The organism is Aliidiomarina soli (assembly GCF_003986975.1).
Lineage (GTDB): Bacteria > Pseudomonadota > Gammaproteobacteria > Enterobacterales > Alteromonadaceae > Aliidiomarina > Aliidiomarina soli.
Genome location: NZ_PIPO01000001.1, coordinates 270,611 through 287,492, shown reverse-complemented (window position 1 = coordinate 287,492; position 16,882 = coordinate 270,611). Strand labels below are relative to the sequence as shown.

Here is a 16,882-nt window from a genome sequence, read left to right as displayed (position 1 = left end):
GCCTGTTCTTTTTCGTTGCTAGTTGTCTCAAGTTCGACCTCACGTGTGCCGCAGTCAGCCCTTTATCTCGCTCACTATCCGGTTAAATACATTGCCAGGCCACCGAGTGCAATAGCAGTGGCAAAGCTGACCAGGGTTCCGAGCAACATATACTCGGTAAGCCGCCGTTCGTGAGCCTGGCTTAAGTCGCCAAAGCGGAAAATGCTTTTCGCCGCCAGTAAAAAGCCAATACCGATAAATTGCCCGCTGAGCACGAAGCTGACAATCAGCCAACGTTCAACATAACCAATTAACCGCCCTGCTTCGACCAGCCCCTGGCTTTGACTCTGTTCTGCCAGTGCCTGAGCCTGACGACGCAGTACCATGGCGGTAAAGAACGACGCCGGACGCCCTGCCAGCAGATAAATAATCAGAATGACAAGCATCTCACGCTGCAACAAGACGCCCAGGCTCCATGCCATCACAAAGGGAGTGAACCCGGTAAGCCAGGCCCACACCGCGACAATAATTAACCCATGCGCCAATTGATCAAGCAGGAATGCCGTCGTTGAAGGAGCAAAACGTGATTTCAGCCAGTCGATAAGCAAATGACTGCACACAATAACCGCCCAAGCCATCACCGCAGGCCAGGCAACTGACAACTGCTTCATCGCCATCGCTGCGAGTAATGCCAGAGCCGTGCAAAGCGCGTGCACCAGTGTGTGTTTAATCAGCGCTGACCAAAGCCCACCGGCTTGCCCTTGCTCTCGTTGATCGACCCAGGCCTTAGGCTGCAGATAAAAATCAGCCAGCACATGAGCCAGCAGTAACCATACCAGTACCGTCATTTTTTCTCTCCATCCTGAGCTGAGGGCTCTCCATCCTGAGCTGAAGGCTCTCCGTTCTGAGCTGAAGGCAAGTCAGTCAGCCACTGGGCAAAGGTCTGGCAATAGGATTCAACCAGATGCCCGCCCAGTTTGCGTAAGTGTAAACTGACATTTTGCCGGCTGGTTTGTAGTCGCTCAGCAACCAGGTGATGCTCACAGAAATCGTGGTTAACCCAATCATACAGAACTTCGGCTTGTTTCCGCGTCAGGTTCTGTAAAAGAAAGCTTAAAAACGCCGTATTTAGCTGCAATGAGTGGTTGGCCGCTGAATTGCCGCTATGCACAGTTAGTTCGCCGCGGCTGGTTAGCTCAAGTCCCCGCCCTGACAGCACATACGCCTGCTGTTGCGCAGTCGCTGAGCGCTTAGCCACCGGCCCGCCACCAATCCCCACCGATAACGTCAATGCGACCCCGTTCGCACGCAGAGTACAAACCGCAAGCAGTGCGGCTTTAATAGCGTGCCGGGCATCAGGCAAAGCCAGCTGAAAGGCATCGCCCCGATAGAGCTCGCCGCGCCCTCCGGACTGGCTATGGCGGTTAATCTGCTGCTGGAGAAGCTGTTGAGCCTGGTTCAGTTGTTGCTCAGATAGTTTACTGGAGTGAACCAGGTCACCGGTTAACACGGCAATCATGGGCGATCCTTTTAGATTGGGGGTTATACACCGTACTCTGATAAAGATACTGCACAAACGCAAAAAAGCAAGCTTTTAGGCTTGCTTTTGAATATGAAAGCTTTAAAGCTTGCTTTTAAAAAGGCAACCTGAATAGGTTGCCTGGTATCCGCTGCGTTTTAGTCTTCATAGCCCCAGGGAACCGGCGGCAAATCAACCGGATTGGTCAGGTCAAAATCAACCCGGAACTCACGGCCTTCGCGGATCAGGCGATAGCTAAACTGCTCCGGATAAATATACATTTGCCAGATATTGGTGTTAGAAGCCGGAATGCCCTGGGCGAAAAACAACTCTTTTGAATACTGGTCAACCGGAAAAGACTGCGCCCGCTCATATCCTGCATCCACCGTATGACCACCATACATGGTCTGCTCGTCGTAGCTGCCGTCCGCCATACGATGGTCATGCTTTAGGCTTATACCCGAGCCTGTCTTGGTCAGGATCCAGGTTCGTGAGTGGTTGTCCCCCACATGGAACGGAATTTCCAGGCGATTTTCTTCACACACCCGTACGTGCATAATCAGGCGCCCTTCAAAGCCTTCAGCTGCTGGATTATTAACCGCTATCTGGCCTTCAAAGGCCTGGCCACAAAGGGCAGCAAGATGCTCAAAAAATGCATCATGGCTTGGAATAGAAACCACCGGCGCTGGTTTAACGATCTGCGCATTGGCGCTTGGGCTGGCGATAAGGCCAGTGGTTAGTACGGCCGCCGCGCTAAGTGCCAGCAACGGGGTCTTTAATAATGAAGGTAGGTGCATGATGTTAGTCTCCTGTTAGTCAACCCCCAGCCTAGCATGCTGGCTGAGGGGCGACTAGCAAAGAGCATAATTAAGCTTTACAAAGCCTGGGCTATATCACGCAACAGGCTTTGGTCATCCGGACGTGTGGTGCTTGGGTAGACTCCCAGCACTTCACCATCGCGGCCGACCAGATACTTATAGAAATTCCAGCGTGGGGTTTGCCCAGTCGCCGTAATCAATTCCGCAAACACCGGGTTAACATCCTTACCGCGCACATTTGAGGTGGCCATCATCGGGAAGGTCACACCGTAGTTAATGAAACAGACCTCAGCGGTTTCTTCTTCGTCGCCATGCTCCTGACGGAAACTATCTGACGGAAACCCGACAACCTGAAAGCCTTGCTCGTTGTAATCTTCATACAACGCCTGCAGGCCTTCAAACTGACCGGTAAAGCCACATTCACTGGCAGTATTAACCACCAACGTCACTTTATCGCGACCCAATTCACATAAGTCAACGGTCTCTTCCGAGCGCAACAGGCGCTGCTCGCCCTGCAGAGGGCCTTCGCACCCCTGAGCCACGGCATCATTCATCGCCAACGCAAATAATAAAGATGTAAACATAATGATACTCCTAAACTGATGTATCCACTCGGCGTGTGCCGGCATAAGTCAGACGCCGCCATACCCATTCCAGCGGCCCCTGACGATAATGTTGTAAGTATAACGGTAAAAACACCAACTGAACTGCCCAGACGAGCATCACAATCAGTATAAGATGAGAACGTTGCAACAGGCCAAAAAGACCAATATATTGAAACAGAATCACTCCAATCAGGGTCTGCATAATATACGCGCTAAACGCCATCCGACCAACCGCTTTCACCCGTTGCACCCAGGCAGCATTCGCCATACGCAATGCGACCAGTCCGAGGATGCCAATATAACCCAGTGCCGTCATCAGTGACCCAAGGTAATTCCATAGCGGCCCGGCAAAACTCACCAACACTGAAAATTCGGCTTCCACTTGATAATAAACACCGTACGCTGACAGCGCCAGGCCCGGCAGCAGCCAGCCAAGCAGCTTATAATAAGTAGTCCGTGGCACTTGCAGGCTTAACACGCCCAGTTTGAACAGCGCCATCCCCAACAGCATGTAACCGAGCACTAACCACAAGGTGCCAAACACCATCCCGCTGGTTTGCAACGACAAAATAAACTCATGTCGATAGGCAATCCGTTCGGCAAGACCACCCTGCAAGGCCGCTATTTCAGCCGCCAACTGCTCTGCTTCCGGGCTCCAAAACGCTGCCAGGTCGGCTAAATCCGCCGGGTCCATCTGTGGCAGTGACAGGTGTACCAGATAAAGTAACAGGGCTGGAATTAAATACAGCGCAACCCCCCAGCGGATCAAGCTGGCGACGGGTTTCGCCCGCCACAACCAAGCTAAACAGCCCGCTACCGCATACGGGAAAAGAATATCACCGTACCAGAGTAACCACGCATGCAGCAGGCCGAACAACGCCAGCCAGCCCATCCGGCGAAAATGCAGCGCGCGCGGCGGTAGCTGACGCGCCTCAGCGCGCTCCGCAAACAACAGAATACCAGCCCCGAAAAGCATTCCGAACATGGCGATAAACTTCTGCTCAGCGAACACCTGACTCAGGCCCCAGACCCATAAGTCGGCACTACTGACCGGGTCCATAGCAACAGGGTTGTCAATGACCGCCGCTGGTAAACCAAGGGCGACGATGTTCATCAAAAAGATACCGAGCACAGCTATACCGCGAATAAAATCAAGCTGCTGAATACGCGGCGCATGTTCGCCAGGCATGGCAGTTCCATTTGTTGTCATCATCGATGACTCTCCTTTTTTCTTATAATTCCTGGTTAGTTACGCCTTTATACCTGTTTTTCGCTGGTAAATCCTGTTGCAGCTTCACTCAGTCTGGTTAGACTACCCCGATGAACTCGCGCAAGCCTTATTTCACTGCCTATCGCTCACCTCGTCCGCTCAGCCGGCAGCAACCGCAACCGGCTGCCGAACTGGCGTACTTTGAGCGCGCCCTCGACCAGCTGCAGCAAGCCCCCGAACGGATTGCTATTGTTAAGGCAAACCTCGCCCACTACGAGCGCCAAAGCCACTTGCCGAAGTCAGCAAAAGCCGCCATTAAGCGCTTTCAGTATCTACTGAGCGTAACCGAAGACCCACTGGAAATGCGTCGCTGGATCCTTGAGGACAGCTATGAAGGGCGTAAATTCCGCCAACTGCCGCTGCTCCTTAAAGGCGTGTGCGACAGTCCACCTTAGCGTGCCCATTGCTCATCAGCGGTAAATGACACTGTGTACCACCAACGGTAAGGAAAGACCCGAATGTCGCGGTACAACTCAGCGCGAATGTCATCCTGCTGGTGAATAGACAGGTTGCTCTGTGAAGGCTCGACGATAAAGTCTATTTCCAGATAAACCGTACTACCCACTTTCTGTAAACGCAGGTAATAATCTTTAAACGCATAACGTAGCACGATGTCCTCAACATGGATCCGCACATCCAGTTCAAGATCATCGGCCACTTTCAGACCCAGCACTTCTTTACCTGCCTCAAGCATCCCCCGTATCGGTATACGAATAAAAAACAAGGCGGCCAGTACCAGCATCAGCGGATCGATATACAAGGCAAATCGCTCAAAACCCAACCACATCGCGATAATGGCCAAGGCGAAACCAAGCGTCAGCATGACGCTTAACCCGGTGTCCAGAAGCCATTCCCGCTGCTCGGCAATAAGCAAGTCTGAATGCTCAGGCTGGGTACGTTTGCGAATAAAACGAAAGGCAAACAGGCACAATACGGCTGCCACCGCTGAGTACACAAACGCCTGATTGAAATCCAGAAAACGACCACCACTCGCTAAGGTTTCCACCCCCTCAACAATGGACAAGACACAGAGTCCAAAGATAGCGAGGTATTTAAATACCAGCGTAATCGGCTGAATAATGCTTTTACCAAACGGATACCTGGCCTCATTGATGCGCCGGACATAGCGTCCGGCGACCAGGGAAATTAGCGACAAGCCAAGACTGATAAAACTATACAGCCCATCGAAAATAATAATCGACGACTGCAGCCACAAACCAATCGCCGTGCCGGCCACAGCAAATGCCAGCGACATCATCGCGGAAATAAAAATCAGTCGATCTTCACTGCTAAAACGGTGCAACATTGCTAGTTACCACAGGTTAAACCCGGTTGTTTGCCTGCCACTCTTTGATCAACGCCGCGGCGCGACCTCCCCATAACCGGTAACCATGCGCGCTAGGGTGAAAGCCGTCACTGGCCATGTAGTCAGGAGTAAAGGGGAAATCGACCACCATCATATGAGCAATATTGTCCTGCTGACAATGCGCTCTCATTACTGAATTCAAGCCCTTGGCTTGCTGGCCCAGGTACCATCGAAGCGGTTGCGGCAGAGCCGGAAACACATGCATCGGTGGCACTGCAGTATAAAAAACACGTTGTACCTTAAGCCGTCGTTGCAGCTGATAACTTAGCGTCTGCAATTGACATAAAAACTGATGTCGCTTGGTGCGCCCGGTGACATCATTCACACCGGCTGAAATTAACGCAATATCAAACTCGCCCTCGAGCCGTTTGACCCGTTCAATCAGGTCATCTAGTTTATCCCCATTGCTGGCTTCAAGTCTCCATTCAATGGCCAGGTCATCCGGCAAATGGCTTACCAGCTGCCCTGCCAAGGCGTCTGCCTGAGCATCGACGCCAACACCTGCTGCGGCGGAGTCACCGAGGATTAGAATGCGCAGTGGCGGAGTTGTGGGCTGGTTTGTTGCCTTTTCTTTTGACCGGCTGCTACCCTGACGCGGACCAGATGCCTCGGGCAAGCGCGGCACCTCTTTGCGTACTTTACGTCCCTGCCAGATAAGTACAGGTAGTAGCAGGATGGTCAAAGTCGGATGAAGCAGAGCAATTTGCATTATGATAGTTTAGCTGTAAATCTTCGTGGTGACAGTAACATAGACCAAATTTAAGGAACTCTCATGGCCCACAGCCAACTTGTTCGACATACGTCATTGCCAGGGGCGGTTTTGCTTGGTTTAGGTGCCATTGTCGGCACCGGCGCCTATGTATCGATCGCGCTTGCCACCGAAATCTCCGGCTCCTGGGTATTATTTGCGATTCTGATTGCGGCCTTCGTCGCCGCCTGCAATGGCCTCTCCAGTGCCCAGCTGGCCGCGGTTCATCCGGTCAGCGGCGGTACCTATGAATACGGCTATCAATTCTTAAACCACTGGGCCGGTTTTACCGCCGGCTGGCTTTTTGTTGCCGCGAAAAGTGCATCTGCAGCAACCGCCGCGCTAGCCTTTGGCCTTTATCTGTTGCCCGCCTTCGGGCTGCCAACTGGCTTGCAGATCCCGTTGGCCCTGTTGGTTCTGCTGCTACTGATGGTGCTGGTGAATGGCGGTATGCGGCGCTCTAATAAAGCAAACCTGGTTCTCGTCGTTATCGGCATCAGTGCGCTTGTGGTGTTTTCCCTGCACGCCATTGGAGCGGCAGACAGCACACAGCGCGAGCAGGTGCTTAATTTTGATTCGAGCATTGCGGAGAGTATCGGCTGGCGGGAGTTTTTGGGCTCAGCGGCTCTGCTCTTTGTTGCCTATACCGGCTATGGGCGTATTGCGACCATGGGGGAGGAAGTCAGCAACCCGAAACGCACCATTCCACTTGCTATAGTGGCAACTCTGGTAGTCACGACGGCGCTCTACGTCCTGGTCGGCTATGCGCTATTGCACACAGACCTGTTCGCTCAGGGGCTGGGCGGCGGCGAACAGGAACTCGCACTGGTTGCACTGACCGAGCAAGGCTGGCTGCGTATCGTCGTATTAGTGGGTGCCGCCGTGGCCTTACTGGGTGTTATCCTCAATCTGATCCTGGGGGTCTCCAGAGTAATCCTGGCAATGGGCCGCCGCGGCGATTTACCGGCTGCTACAGCCAAATTAAACCAACACAACACCTCAGCCCCTAACTCTGTCTATGCTGCCAGCGCGGTGATGATGGTGTTGGCCTTACTGGGTGATGTCCAGCTAGCCTGGTCGTTCAGTGCTTTCACAGTGCTGACTTACTATGGCATTACCAACCTCGCCGCCTTGCAGGTCGCCAAAGAGCAACGTTTTATTCCAAAACTGGTCTCGCTACTTGGTCTGATTAGCTGTGTCGGTCTGGTCTTCTTTATCGACTGGTATGTCTTCGCCGCGGGTTGCCTGTTTATTGCAGTTGGTCTGCTCTGGCACTTCTTGCAACGAAAACCCTAAACAGCAGATAAAAAAATAGCAGGCTCAGAGCCTGCTATTTTTTAATGTCTTACTTGATCGGCTTACTTTTGCGGACGCATGTGCGGGAACAACAGCACATCACGGATCGACGGCGAGTCAGTTAACAACATCACCAGTCGGTCAATACCAATGCCCTGGCCTGCAGTCGGCGGCATACCATGCTCCAGTGCAGTCACGTAGTCCTCGTCGTAGAACATGGCTTCATCGTCACCAGCTTCTTTTTGCTGTACCTGTTGCTGGAAACGCTCAGCCTGATCTTCCGCATCATTCAACTCCGAGAACCCATTGGCCAGCTCCCGGCCACCAACAAAGAATTCAAAGCGGTCAGTTACAAATGGGTTGTCATCATTGCGACGTGCCAGTGGTGACACTTCCGCTGGGTAGGCGGTAATAAAAGTCGGTTGCATCAGACGATGTTCAGCCGTTTCTTCAAAGATCTCGATCTGGATTTTACCCAGACCCCAGGACGGCTTCACTTCGATACCCAGTTCTTTTGCCAGTGCTTTGGCGCTGTCCAGGTTATTCAGTTGCGCTTCGGTCACACCCTCGTTGTACTTGATGATCGCATCCAGTACGCTTAACCGGTCAAACGGCTTACCAAACTCATAGACATCGCCCTGATAGGGTACTTCACTGCTGCCATGCACACGTTCAACCAAGCCACGCAGCAACTCTTCAGTTAGATCCATCAGGTCATTGTAATCCGCATACCCCCAATAGAATTCAAGCATGGTGAATTCCGGGTTGTGCCGGGTCGACAGACCTTCGTTGCGGAAGCTGCGATTGATTTCGAATACTTTCTCAAAACCACCCACCACCAGGCGCTTGAGGTAAAGCTCCGGGGCAATCCGCAGAAACAGGTTCATATCCAGCGCATTATGATGGGTGACAAAGGGTTTTGCCGCAGCACCGCCAGGGATCACATGCATCATCGGCGTTTCTACTTCAAGGAAGTCGCGATCAGCCAAATAGCGGCGAATGTAATCAACCACTTTTGACCGCACCAGGAAGGTATTGCGACTTTCCTGGTTCGCAATCAGGTCAAGGTAACGCTGACGATAACGGGTTTCCTGATCAGCCAGGCCGTGGAACTTATCCGGTAACGGGCGCAATGCTTTGGTCAGCAAACGTACATCGTCGACCTGGATCGTCAGTTCACCGGTTTTGGTCACAAACAAAGTACCACTGGCACCCAAAATGTCGCCTAAATCCCACTTTTTGAATTCTTCGTTGTAAATGCCTTCAGCCAGGTTGTCGCGCGCCACATAAATCTGGATGCGACCGCTCATGTCCTGCAAGGTGGCAAAGCTAGCCTTGCCCATAATTCGACGAGTCATCATACGCCCAGCGATTTTAACCCGAACGCCCTGCTCTTTGAGAGCCTCGCCTTCAGTCTCGCCATACTTCTCATGCAGCTCTTTGGCTACCGAGTCACGGCGAAAGTCATTCGGAAAGGCGTTGCCCCGTTCGCGCAGAACTTTTAATTTTGCTTTACGCTGGGCGATTTCACCCTGCAGCTCTTCATGGGATGGCGCGTCGTTGCCTTGCGTGTGCTCGCTCATGATGTTTCCTTCAATTCGTCTCTGATGTCATAGAAAAGCAGACTGTGCTGCTTTACAGGCCTGATTTCAGGCTGGCTTCAATAAATTTGTCCAAATCGCCATCCAGCACGGCTTGGGTATTGCGTGTCTCTACTCCGGTACGCAGATCTTTAATTCGCGAGTCATCCAGCACGTAGGAGCGAATCTGACTGCCCCAGCCAATGTCCGATTTGGTATCTTCCAGGGCCTGGCGCTCTTCGTTCTGCTTTTTAAGTTCAAGCTCGTACAACTTGGCACGCAGCTGTTTCATCGCCTGATCTTTGTTTTTATGCTGCGAACGGTCATTCTGACACTGCACTACCACACCGGTCGGTTCGTGAGTAATACGTACCGCAGAGTCGGTCCGGTTAACGTGCTGACCACCAGCACCGGAGGCGCGATAGGTATCGATGCGCAAATCGGCTGGATTAATTTCGATGTCGATGTTGTCATCCACTTCCGGATAAACAAACGCCGATGCAAACGACGTATGGCGGCGATTGCCGGAGTCAAACGGCGACTTACGCACCAGCCGGTGAACACCTGTTTCGGTGCGTAACCAACCAAATGCATAGTCGCCGCTGAATTTGATAGTGACGGATTTAATACCCGCCACATCTCCTTCTGAGAGTTCAATAATTTCGGTTTTCATGCCGTGGGCTTCACCCCAGCGCAGGTACATACGCAGCAACATACTGCACCAGTCCTGTGCTTCCGTGCCGCCAGAGCCGGACTGCAAATCAAGGTAGCAATCACTGGTATCATTTGCCCCAGAGAACATGCGCTGGAACTCAAGTTTATCCAGCTTAGCTTCCAGGTTAGCGATTTCTGCACGGGCTTCGTCGAGGGTGTCTTCGTCATCCGCCTCTTCCGCCATGGCAACGAAGGCTTCGCTGTCGTCGAGGCCCTGATCAAGGTCACGAATAGTGTTTACCACCTGTTCCAGAGACACCCGCTCTTTACCCAATGCCTGTGCTTTTTCGGGGTTATTCCAGACCTCCGGATCTTCCAGTTCCCGTTCAACTTCTTCTAAACGTTCAACCCTGATATCGAAGTCAAAGATACCCCCTAAGCTGCTCAGTTCGCAGCTTCATGTCTTTAATCTGGGCGTAGACAGCATTGGTTTCTAACATGAAAACCCTTTTTTCGTTAAGTTAGCTAATAAACAGGCTCGGAAAACGGTCGATAGTGTAGCGAATTTCGCCGCCAAACAACAGCATGGCGAGCAAATTGGCCTGTCACTACAACGGCTCCAGATGCTCCACCAACAGCTGCAGCGAAGTCTTACCGCGGAACTCATTGAGCTGCAGTTTATAGGCCAGTCGCAGATAATTGCACTGCGGATCCGGCCAGCGCGTGGTGTCGACATTGAAGGCGATAGCATCCACCGTTTGTCCGCTGCCACCCTCATTTGAAAACTGGGGCTGGACCACCAATTTGAGATGCTTCTCACCGACAATGCGCTGCTGTGCGACGCGAAATACCCCGTCAAACACAGGCTCGCTGAAACTTTGCCCCCAGGGGCCAAGCGCCGCCAGTTGTTCAGCAAAGGATAAACTCAGCTCTGCGGCAGTTAATTCACCGTCACTCCACACCACCTGCTGCAGAATATCGTCATCTATCCAGTCGCGGGCGACGTCCTGCAGCACCTGGGTGAACTCATCGTAATGGATTTTTTCGATGGTTAAGCCAGCCGCCATCGCATGCCCGCCAAACGCCTGAATCGTATGTGGTGCCAGCGTATACACTCGCTCCAGCAAATCGCGAATATGCACCCCGGGCACTGAACGGGCCGATCCTTTAAGCAACCCCTGATCGGCATCAGCAAAGGCAATCACCGGCCGGTAAACCTGTTCTTTCACCCGTCCGGCAAGAATACCGATTACCCCCTGATGCCAGCCACTTTGATGCAGGCTAAGTACTGGTGGTAATTTTTGTTCAGCGAAGCTCAGCTCAGCTAGGTAGGCTGCCGCGTCTTCGCGCATGCCCTGCTCGGTTTGTCTCCGTTCACGGTTTAGTCCGTCCAGTTGGCCAGCCAGGCGTTCGACCTTTTGCCAGTCATTGCTAAGCAAGCATTCAATTCCAATCTGAATGTCATCCAGCCGCCCCGCCGCATTAATTCGCGGTGCCACGGTAAAGCCCAGATCGGTCGCCTGCAGCTTCGCCGGATCACGTCCGCTGGCTTTTAACAATGCGAGAATGCCTGGTCGGCACTGACCGGCACGGATCCGCGCCAATCCTTGCTGCACCAGAATGCGGTTATTGTAATCCAGCGACACCACGTCAGCCACAGTGCCCAGAGCCACCAGGTCCAGCCACTGGGCTACATTGACCCCGGCTGCAGGATGTTGCTGCTGGCGATACCAGGCGCGTAACGCTAATAACAGATAGAAGGCCACGCCAACCCCAGCTAAATTCGGGCTGGCAAAGGCGCAGTCAGAACGGGTCGGATTCACAATTGCATAGGCGGGTGGCATGCTGCTACCGGGTAAATGATGGTCGGTAATAATGACATCCATACCCAGTTGATTGGCTCGCTCGACACCAGCGTGAGCAGCAATACCATTGTCCACCGTAATGATCAGCTGACTTCCTTCAGCGTGCGCCGCATCGACCAGTTTCGGTGTCAGGCCATAGCCATCAGTAAAGCGATTGGGGACCAGGTAATGCAGCTTCTGCGCGCCAAATTCGGGTAACGCCAGCATTAACAGTGCAGTACTGGTAGCGCCGTCTGCATCGAAATCGCCGACAATGCAGATCCCCTGTTGTTCAGCTATAGCGCGGGCAATACGTTGAGCCGCGCGCTCACTGTCAGTTAATGCAGAGAAATGAAGCAAACCTTTTGCATTGAGCAGCAGTTCCTGTTCACTGGCAACGCCTCGTTGCGCTAACAACTGGCGCAGCACAGGGGATAAATGCTGAGGTAGATGACTATCATCAACCGGCGCGCGACGTTGGGTTTTTAATGAACTCAAGGTACTGCTACTCCGTTAACGGGACTCGTTGGCGGCTTCAATCTCAGCCAGAATCAAAGGGGCTGCGCGATACCCAGCGAGCAAACGCCCATCGGGTAAAATCATCGCTGGGGTGCCATTGACACCAAGCTGACGCCCTAACTGTAAGTGCTCGTTGGTGGAAATATCACACTCAGCAGCAGCTGGTCGCTGACCTGCTTTGGCGTTATTCAGTGCCTGTTGCGGGTCGTCGGCACACCAGATCGACTGAATTTCGCGCGCGCCACGGGAATCAGCACCACCACGCGGGAAGGCCAGATAATTCACACTGATACCTAACTGATGAAACTGGTCAAGATTGTTATGCAGCGTACGGCAATACCCACAGGTGTGATCGGTAAAAACCGTTACTTCATACTTTACCTCGGCTGCCGGGTACCGAATGAGTTCATCGTCGCGCTCAGCTATCGCCTGCAAACGCAAACGGCCGTTGGCCTGTTCCGTCAGGTTTTCAACCACAGGTTCCTCGGCGCCGCCCAGGCTATACAGATGCCCGGTAATCATATGCTGTCCATCGTCACTGACATACAGCAGCCCCTGCTCGGTTACCACCTGATACCAGCCGTCAATTGGCGCTGGCTGCAGCGTTTGCACACGCAGCCCGATCTTAGCAAGGCGTTCATGCAAGGCGTCCGTGGTATCATTTTCAGTCGCCTGTGCGGCAGCGGACCAAGCCCAGCTGCTGAGCACGAGCAGCGCCGATACGCCGCTTAGTTGCAGATAGTTCAAAGCGATCCCCTTGAGGTTATGTTGCGGACTCGAACCGAGCCAGAGTACTGGTCGCGGATTATACCTTTTCAGGCGTTCATTTTCAGCCTGTAATTCGCCGCTAACCGCGTGGATGATGGGTTTTATGCAGCGCCTGTAAACGCGCCCGGGCGACATGGGTATAGATTTGCGTAGTCGCAATATCCGAATGGCCCAACAGCATTTGCAACGCACGCAGGTCAGCACCATGGTTAAGTAAGTGGGTAGCAAATGCATGGCGCAGCGTGTGCGGCGATAAGTCAGCATTCAGTCCTGCCTGTGCGGCCAGTTGCTTGATCCGGTGCCAAAAGGTTTGCCGGGTCATCTGCTGTCCGCGCAGCGATAAAAACACCACATCGGTGGGACCTTTCTTCCCGCTGGCCAGTAACTCGGGTCGGCTGGTTTTCAGATACCGTTGCAGCCAATCCATCGCTTCTTCACCCATGGGGACCAGACGCTCTTTGTCGCCTTTACCGGTGACCCTAATAACGCCCTGGCGCAGATTTACTTCACTCACCTGCAACCCGACCAGTTCACTCACCCGTAAACCTGTAGCATACAGAACTTCGAGCATACAACGGTCGCGCAAGCCCAGCGCAGAGCTAGTATCGGCTGCTTCGAGCAATGCCTCGACATCGCTTTCACTTAAGCTTTTGGGCAGGTTCAGCGCTTGTTTGGGCGTACGCATATTGCTGGTGGGATCATCCGCGCGTTGCTCGGTATGCAATAAATAGCGGTAAAATTTTCGTGCCGCACTAAGAAAGCGGGCGCTGCTGCGCGAGCTTTTGCCCGCACGTTGCATGGCCAGCATCGCGATATCGAGATCGTCCCGGGTTATCTGATGAATAGGACGACCAATTTGGCTCTGCAGTAACTGACTAAACTGCTTTAAGTCGGTACGGTATGCCGCCAGCGTATTCTTGCTTACGCCCTGCTGCAGCCAAAGGTCATCCAAAAACTGTTCAATCAATATCAGATCGTCGTCGGCGCTCATGCGATAGACCGCTCATGGGCCAACAGCCAGCTTTTCATATCTACACGTTCTCCCTGTCCCCACTGCCCTGCATAGCCTCCGATGCCCTGGCGGCTAACAATACGGTGGCAAGGAATAAAAAATGCAATGGGGTTCGCACGACAGGCACCGCCCACCGGCTGAGCTGCACTTTGCAGATGTTTGGCGGCGTCGCCGTAGGTTAGCGTCTGGCCACAGGGAATGCTCTGCATGAGCTGCCAGACCTGTTTTTGAAATGGGGTACCCTGTGCCTGCAGGGGCAACTCAAACGACCTTCGCTGACCAGCAAGGTAGTCATCAAGCTGATTTTGAATTTGCTTTGCTAGCGCAAAGTGACTGCTCTCCTGAGTGGGAACGGATTGCGGCTCAGCGCTAAGACGGCTTTGAAAAATAGCCTGCTCGTCATGCCATACCAGCAAGGTAAAAGGACCAACCGAAAAATGACTGCAGCGTTGCATGCGAACCTCCGCGACCTGGAGTGCATACTATATCAAGCTGCGTAGCGATCGACACCACGAATATTATCAATCACGTCAATCAGATCTGCTTCCGTGCCCTGCACTTGCTGGTAGGCTTCAGAACGCATTCGCAACTGGACGAAATGAGAGCAGTTATTTTTTACTTCTGCAGGAATATGTTTGGCATCGTTGACCGGATTCAGTGCTTCAGGGCGCAGGGCATTCTGTAGCCGCCAACTCACTGCACTTTTTTCATACAGCGCAGCCGGATTATGCGCGTAATCGCTGGCACTAGCCGCTAGTGGAATGGCCGGCCCATAGGCAAACGGAGGCTTCCATTCAGGTGCGTCTGCGGCGACCCGTTGTAGGCGGGCGAACCCCTGTTCCAGCACGTTGTCACTAAGCATCGCCAGCAGGTAGCCAAAATCAGCACGCTTATTCTGCTGAATAGCCTGATTGAGCTTGTCACCCAGCGCCAACTCATCGCTTATCCAGCGAGGCTGCATGCTGTGCATTTCTGTCTGACTGTGCTCGGCCGCTTGCATTGTGCTGCTGGCGCTCCTGGTTCAATGGACTGGGGCAAACTGAGTTATCCAGCAAGCCCGCAATGAGCCTGCTGTATTACCTATCGTCTGACCAGCTTAAAACTTAAGGTTTCTCTGAGATTTATAGTAAATACTTACGCCGACTTGCCGATAGCATGAGGATAGTGGACTATGCAAAGGTATAGTAGCCTGTCTGAAGTAGCCTTTTCGAACCAAGAGACCCGATAGCCAATGAGCGACTCAATCCAGATTGCGGATAAGAAAATCCTGATTATCGACGACCAAAAACCCTTTCAGGTCATGCTCAAAGGCCTGTTATCTCAGCTTGGAGCCCGTGATGTGACCGCCGTCGGCTCAGGCGAAGCGGGAATTGCCGCACACAACCGCGACGCGTACGACATTTTATTGGTTGACTACAACCTCGGCCGCGGCAAAAACGGACGCCAGGTCCTCGAAGAAATGAAAGTCCGCGAACTGCTTCGTCCCAACGGACTGTTTTTTATCATTACCGGCGAAAGCACCCGACCGATGGTGCTAAGCGCGATTGAATTGCAGCCCGATGATTATCTGATGAAACCATTTTCGATTGGTGTATTGCGCAGCCGTCTGAAACGCAGCTTTCAAAAACGCCATTCATTGCACCGCGTTTACCAGACGCTGTTCGAAAAGGATTATGACGCCTGCATTGATGAATGCATCGAGCACGTCGATGAAAACGGTCGCTACCGCAACTATTGCCGTCAACTATTGTGCGAGCTCTACCTGAAAAAAGGGCAACTCAATCAGGCAGAAGAAACTATCAACGAATTGCTGCGCGAACAACGCTTCAGCTGGGGTGTACTGGCCCTGGCAAAAATTAAATATGCACAAAGCGATTTCAATACCTCAGTAGAACTCTGTCATGAAGTTATTCGTTCCACACCCAATGCAGTCGAAGCCTATGACGTACTGGCGCGCTCGTTGCAAGGTGACGAACAGCCGGTAAAAGCGCTCGAAGCTGGCCGCAAAGCAGTGACCCTGGCCCCATTTTCGATTACCCGTCAGCTCTATATGAGTGAATTAGCCCGGGACGGTGAACAGTTCGAACTGGCTAAGCAGGCGATGCAGAACGTACTCGATATCAGCCGCAAGTCGGTGTATCGCAACCCTCGTCATTTGTGCAATTACATTCGCAGCATTCTCGATGCCGCGGAGCAGTGCGAATCCAAGCTGGAAATAAATAAATACCATCAGGAAGCATCTCTCGCCTTACAACGGGCGCGCAGCGATGAGTCGTTATTTGGCGGCAAACTGGACTATCCGCAACTGGAAAATGCGGTCATGGCACGGATTGAAGCCTTTAACGGCCGCTACCGTCAGGCTCAGGTCCATCTCAATATCGTGGCCAAAGAGTTCATTGAGAACAACGCCGAAATAAACAAAGACATTGCCCCGGATGTAGCCATTGCCTTTCTCGACATTGGCGAGTTTGAGCGTGCCAACACCTTGATCCGTAAGCAAAAATCAGACAAACAACTGGACCGTTACAATATTCAGATGCTGGATCGCCGGATTAAAGGCAAAGAGTCTCAGCAGCAGGCCTATTCGGAGCATAATAAGAAAGGAATCAGCCTGTATACCGAAGGTGACTTCGGTGCCGCTATCAGCGAATTCGAAAAAGCGCTGGAACTGGCGCCCATGAACAGTGGCGTGGCACTGAATTATATTCAGGCCGCATTGAAGATTCTCGGGACCAGTGATGAACCACTGAAGTACCTGGTGGAAGGCTGCAAGGGCTGTCTGCGAGTGCTTGACGGTTTAACTCTGCCAGCTAAACATAAAGAACGTTTAACCACGCTTAAATCAGAATTCGAAAGCTTGCAGGCGCAGACATAACGTCTGCGCCTGAGTCACCGGATAGCATT

17 protein-coding genes are annotated in these 16,882 nt (G+C 52.7%); 3 read left to right on the top strand and 14 right to left on the bottom strand.

Annotated features, from left to right (window positions below):
• Positions 1–74: 74 nt before the first annotated feature.
• The 5 genes from CWE14_RS01435 to CWE14_RS01415 all read right to left on the bottom strand — a co-directional run bounded on the left by CWE14_RS01435 (position 75) and on the right by CWE14_RS01415 (position 4,134).
• Positions 75–827 carry a DUF3307 domain-containing protein gene (locus CWE14_RS01435; protein WP_126797744.1) on the bottom strand — a complete coding sequence of 251 codons (753 nt, stop codon included), beginning with the start codon at positions 825–827 and terminating at the stop codon, positions 75–77.
• Positions 824–1,498, bottom strand: a complete 675-nt coding sequence (locus CWE14_RS01430; RefSeq protein WP_126797743.1) for a hypothetical protein — start codon at positions 1,496–1,498, stop codon at positions 824–826. The genes CWE14_RS01435 and CWE14_RS01430 overlap by 4 nt, the downstream gene beginning before the upstream one ends.
• Before the next feature lie 158 nt (positions 1,499–1,656).
• Positions 1,657–2,295: a hypothetical protein gene (locus CWE14_RS01425; RefSeq protein WP_241972289.1), complete on the bottom strand. Its 639-nt coding sequence runs from the start codon at positions 2,293–2,295 to the stop codon at positions 1,657–1,659.
• Between the two features lie 77 nt (positions 2,296–2,372).
• A complete protein-coding gene (locus CWE14_RS01420; RefSeq protein ID WP_198676507.1) occupies positions 2,373–2,900 on the bottom strand; it encodes a glutathione peroxidase in 528 nt (175 codons plus the stop codon).
• Positions 2,901–2,910: 10 nt separating this feature from the next.
• Complete coding sequence (locus tag CWE14_RS01415) at positions 2,911–4,134, bottom strand: DUF418 domain-containing protein (protein ID WP_126797741.1); 1,224 nt, start codon at positions 4,132–4,134, stop codon at positions 2,911–2,913.
• A gap of 107 nt (positions 4,135–4,241) precedes the next feature.
• Between CWE14_RS01415 and CWE14_RS01410 the strand changes: the two genes are divergently transcribed.
• Positions 4,242–4,586: a hypothetical protein gene (locus CWE14_RS01410; RefSeq protein WP_126797740.1), complete on the top strand. Its 345-nt coding sequence runs from the start codon at positions 4,242–4,244 to the stop codon at positions 4,584–4,586.
• On the opposite strand, the gene CWE14_RS01405 is transcribed toward CWE14_RS01410, so the two are convergent.
• Positions 4,583–5,497, bottom strand: a complete 915-nt coding sequence (locus tag CWE14_RS01405) for a cation diffusion facilitator family transporter (protein WP_126797739.1) — start codon at positions 5,495–5,497, stop codon at positions 4,583–4,585. The genes CWE14_RS01410 and CWE14_RS01405 overlap by 4 nt on opposite strands.
• 16 nt (positions 5,498–5,513) lie before the next feature.
• Entirely contained in the window at positions 5,514–6,266 is a 753-nt protein-coding gene (locus CWE14_RS01400; protein WP_126797738.1) for an SGNH/GDSL hydrolase family protein, read from the bottom strand.
• Between the two features lie 63 nt (positions 6,267–6,329).
• On the opposite strand from CWE14_RS01400, the gene CWE14_RS01395 reads away from it, so the two are divergent.
• The gene (locus CWE14_RS01395) at positions 6,330–7,601 is read left to right on the top strand and encodes an APC family permease (RefSeq protein ID WP_126797737.1); all 1,272 of its coding nucleotides are present in this window, start codon (positions 6,330–6,332) and stop codon (positions 7,599–7,601) included.
• Between the two features lie 62 nt (positions 7,602–7,663).
• Here CWE14_RS01395 and lysS read toward each other — a convergent pair whose 3' ends face one another.
• From lysS to CWE14_RS01360, 7 genes are all read right to left on the bottom strand, one after another.
• Positions 7,664–9,184, bottom strand: a complete 1,521-nt coding sequence (lysS, locus tag CWE14_RS01390) for a lysine--tRNA ligase (protein WP_126797736.1) — start codon at positions 9,182–9,184, stop codon at positions 7,664–7,666.
• A 52-nt stretch (positions 9,185–9,236) separates the two neighbouring features.
• Positions 9,237–10,335, bottom strand: a protein-coding gene (gene prfB, locus CWE14_RS01385; RefSeq protein WP_126788222.1) for a peptide chain release factor 2 whose coding sequence is annotated in 2 segments (ribosomal slippage) — positions 9,237–10,259 and positions 10,261–10,335 — 1,098 coding nt in all. Because the reading frame shifts where the segments join, the coding sequence is not laid out codon by codon here.
• A gap of 108 nt (positions 10,336–10,443) precedes the next feature.
• Positions 10,444–12,177 carry a single-stranded-DNA-specific exonuclease RecJ gene (gene recJ / locus CWE14_RS01380; protein ID WP_126797735.1) on the bottom strand — a complete coding sequence of 578 codons (1,734 nt, stop codon included), beginning with the start codon at positions 12,175–12,177 and terminating at the stop codon, positions 10,444–10,446.
• Between the two features lie 15 nt (positions 12,178–12,192).
• Complete coding sequence (gene dsbC, locus CWE14_RS01375; protein ID WP_198676506.1) at positions 12,193–12,945, bottom strand: bifunctional protein-disulfide isomerase/oxidoreductase DsbC; 753 nt, start codon at positions 12,943–12,945, stop codon at positions 12,193–12,195.
• A gap of 100 nt (positions 12,946–13,045) precedes the next feature.
• Complete coding sequence (gene xerD / locus CWE14_RS01370) at positions 13,046–13,957, bottom strand: site-specific tyrosine recombinase XerD (protein ID WP_126797733.1); 912 nt, start codon at positions 13,955–13,957, stop codon at positions 13,046–13,048.
• Positions 13,954–14,433 (bottom strand): methylated-DNA--[protein]-cysteine S-methyltransferase, encoded by a 480-nt coding sequence (locus CWE14_RS01365; RefSeq protein ID WP_126797732.1) that lies wholly within the window; start codon positions 14,431–14,433, stop codon positions 13,954–13,956. The genes xerD and CWE14_RS01365 overlap by 4 nt, the downstream gene beginning before the upstream one ends.
• Positions 14,434–14,465: 32 nt before the next feature.
• On the bottom strand, positions 14,466–14,978 hold the full coding sequence (locus CWE14_RS01360; protein ID WP_126797731.1) for a VC2046/SO_2500 family protein: 513 nt from the start codon (positions 14,976–14,978) through the stop codon (positions 14,466–14,468).
• Positions 14,979–15,209: 231 nt separating this feature from the next.
• On the opposite strand from CWE14_RS01360, the gene CWE14_RS01355 reads away from it, so the two are divergent.
• The gene (locus CWE14_RS01355) at positions 15,210–16,853 is read left to right on the top strand and encodes a tetratricopeptide repeat-containing response regulator (RefSeq protein WP_126797730.1); all 1,644 of its coding nucleotides are present in this window, start codon (positions 15,210–15,212) and stop codon (positions 16,851–16,853) included.
• Positions 16,854–16,882: the final 29 nt, after the last annotated feature.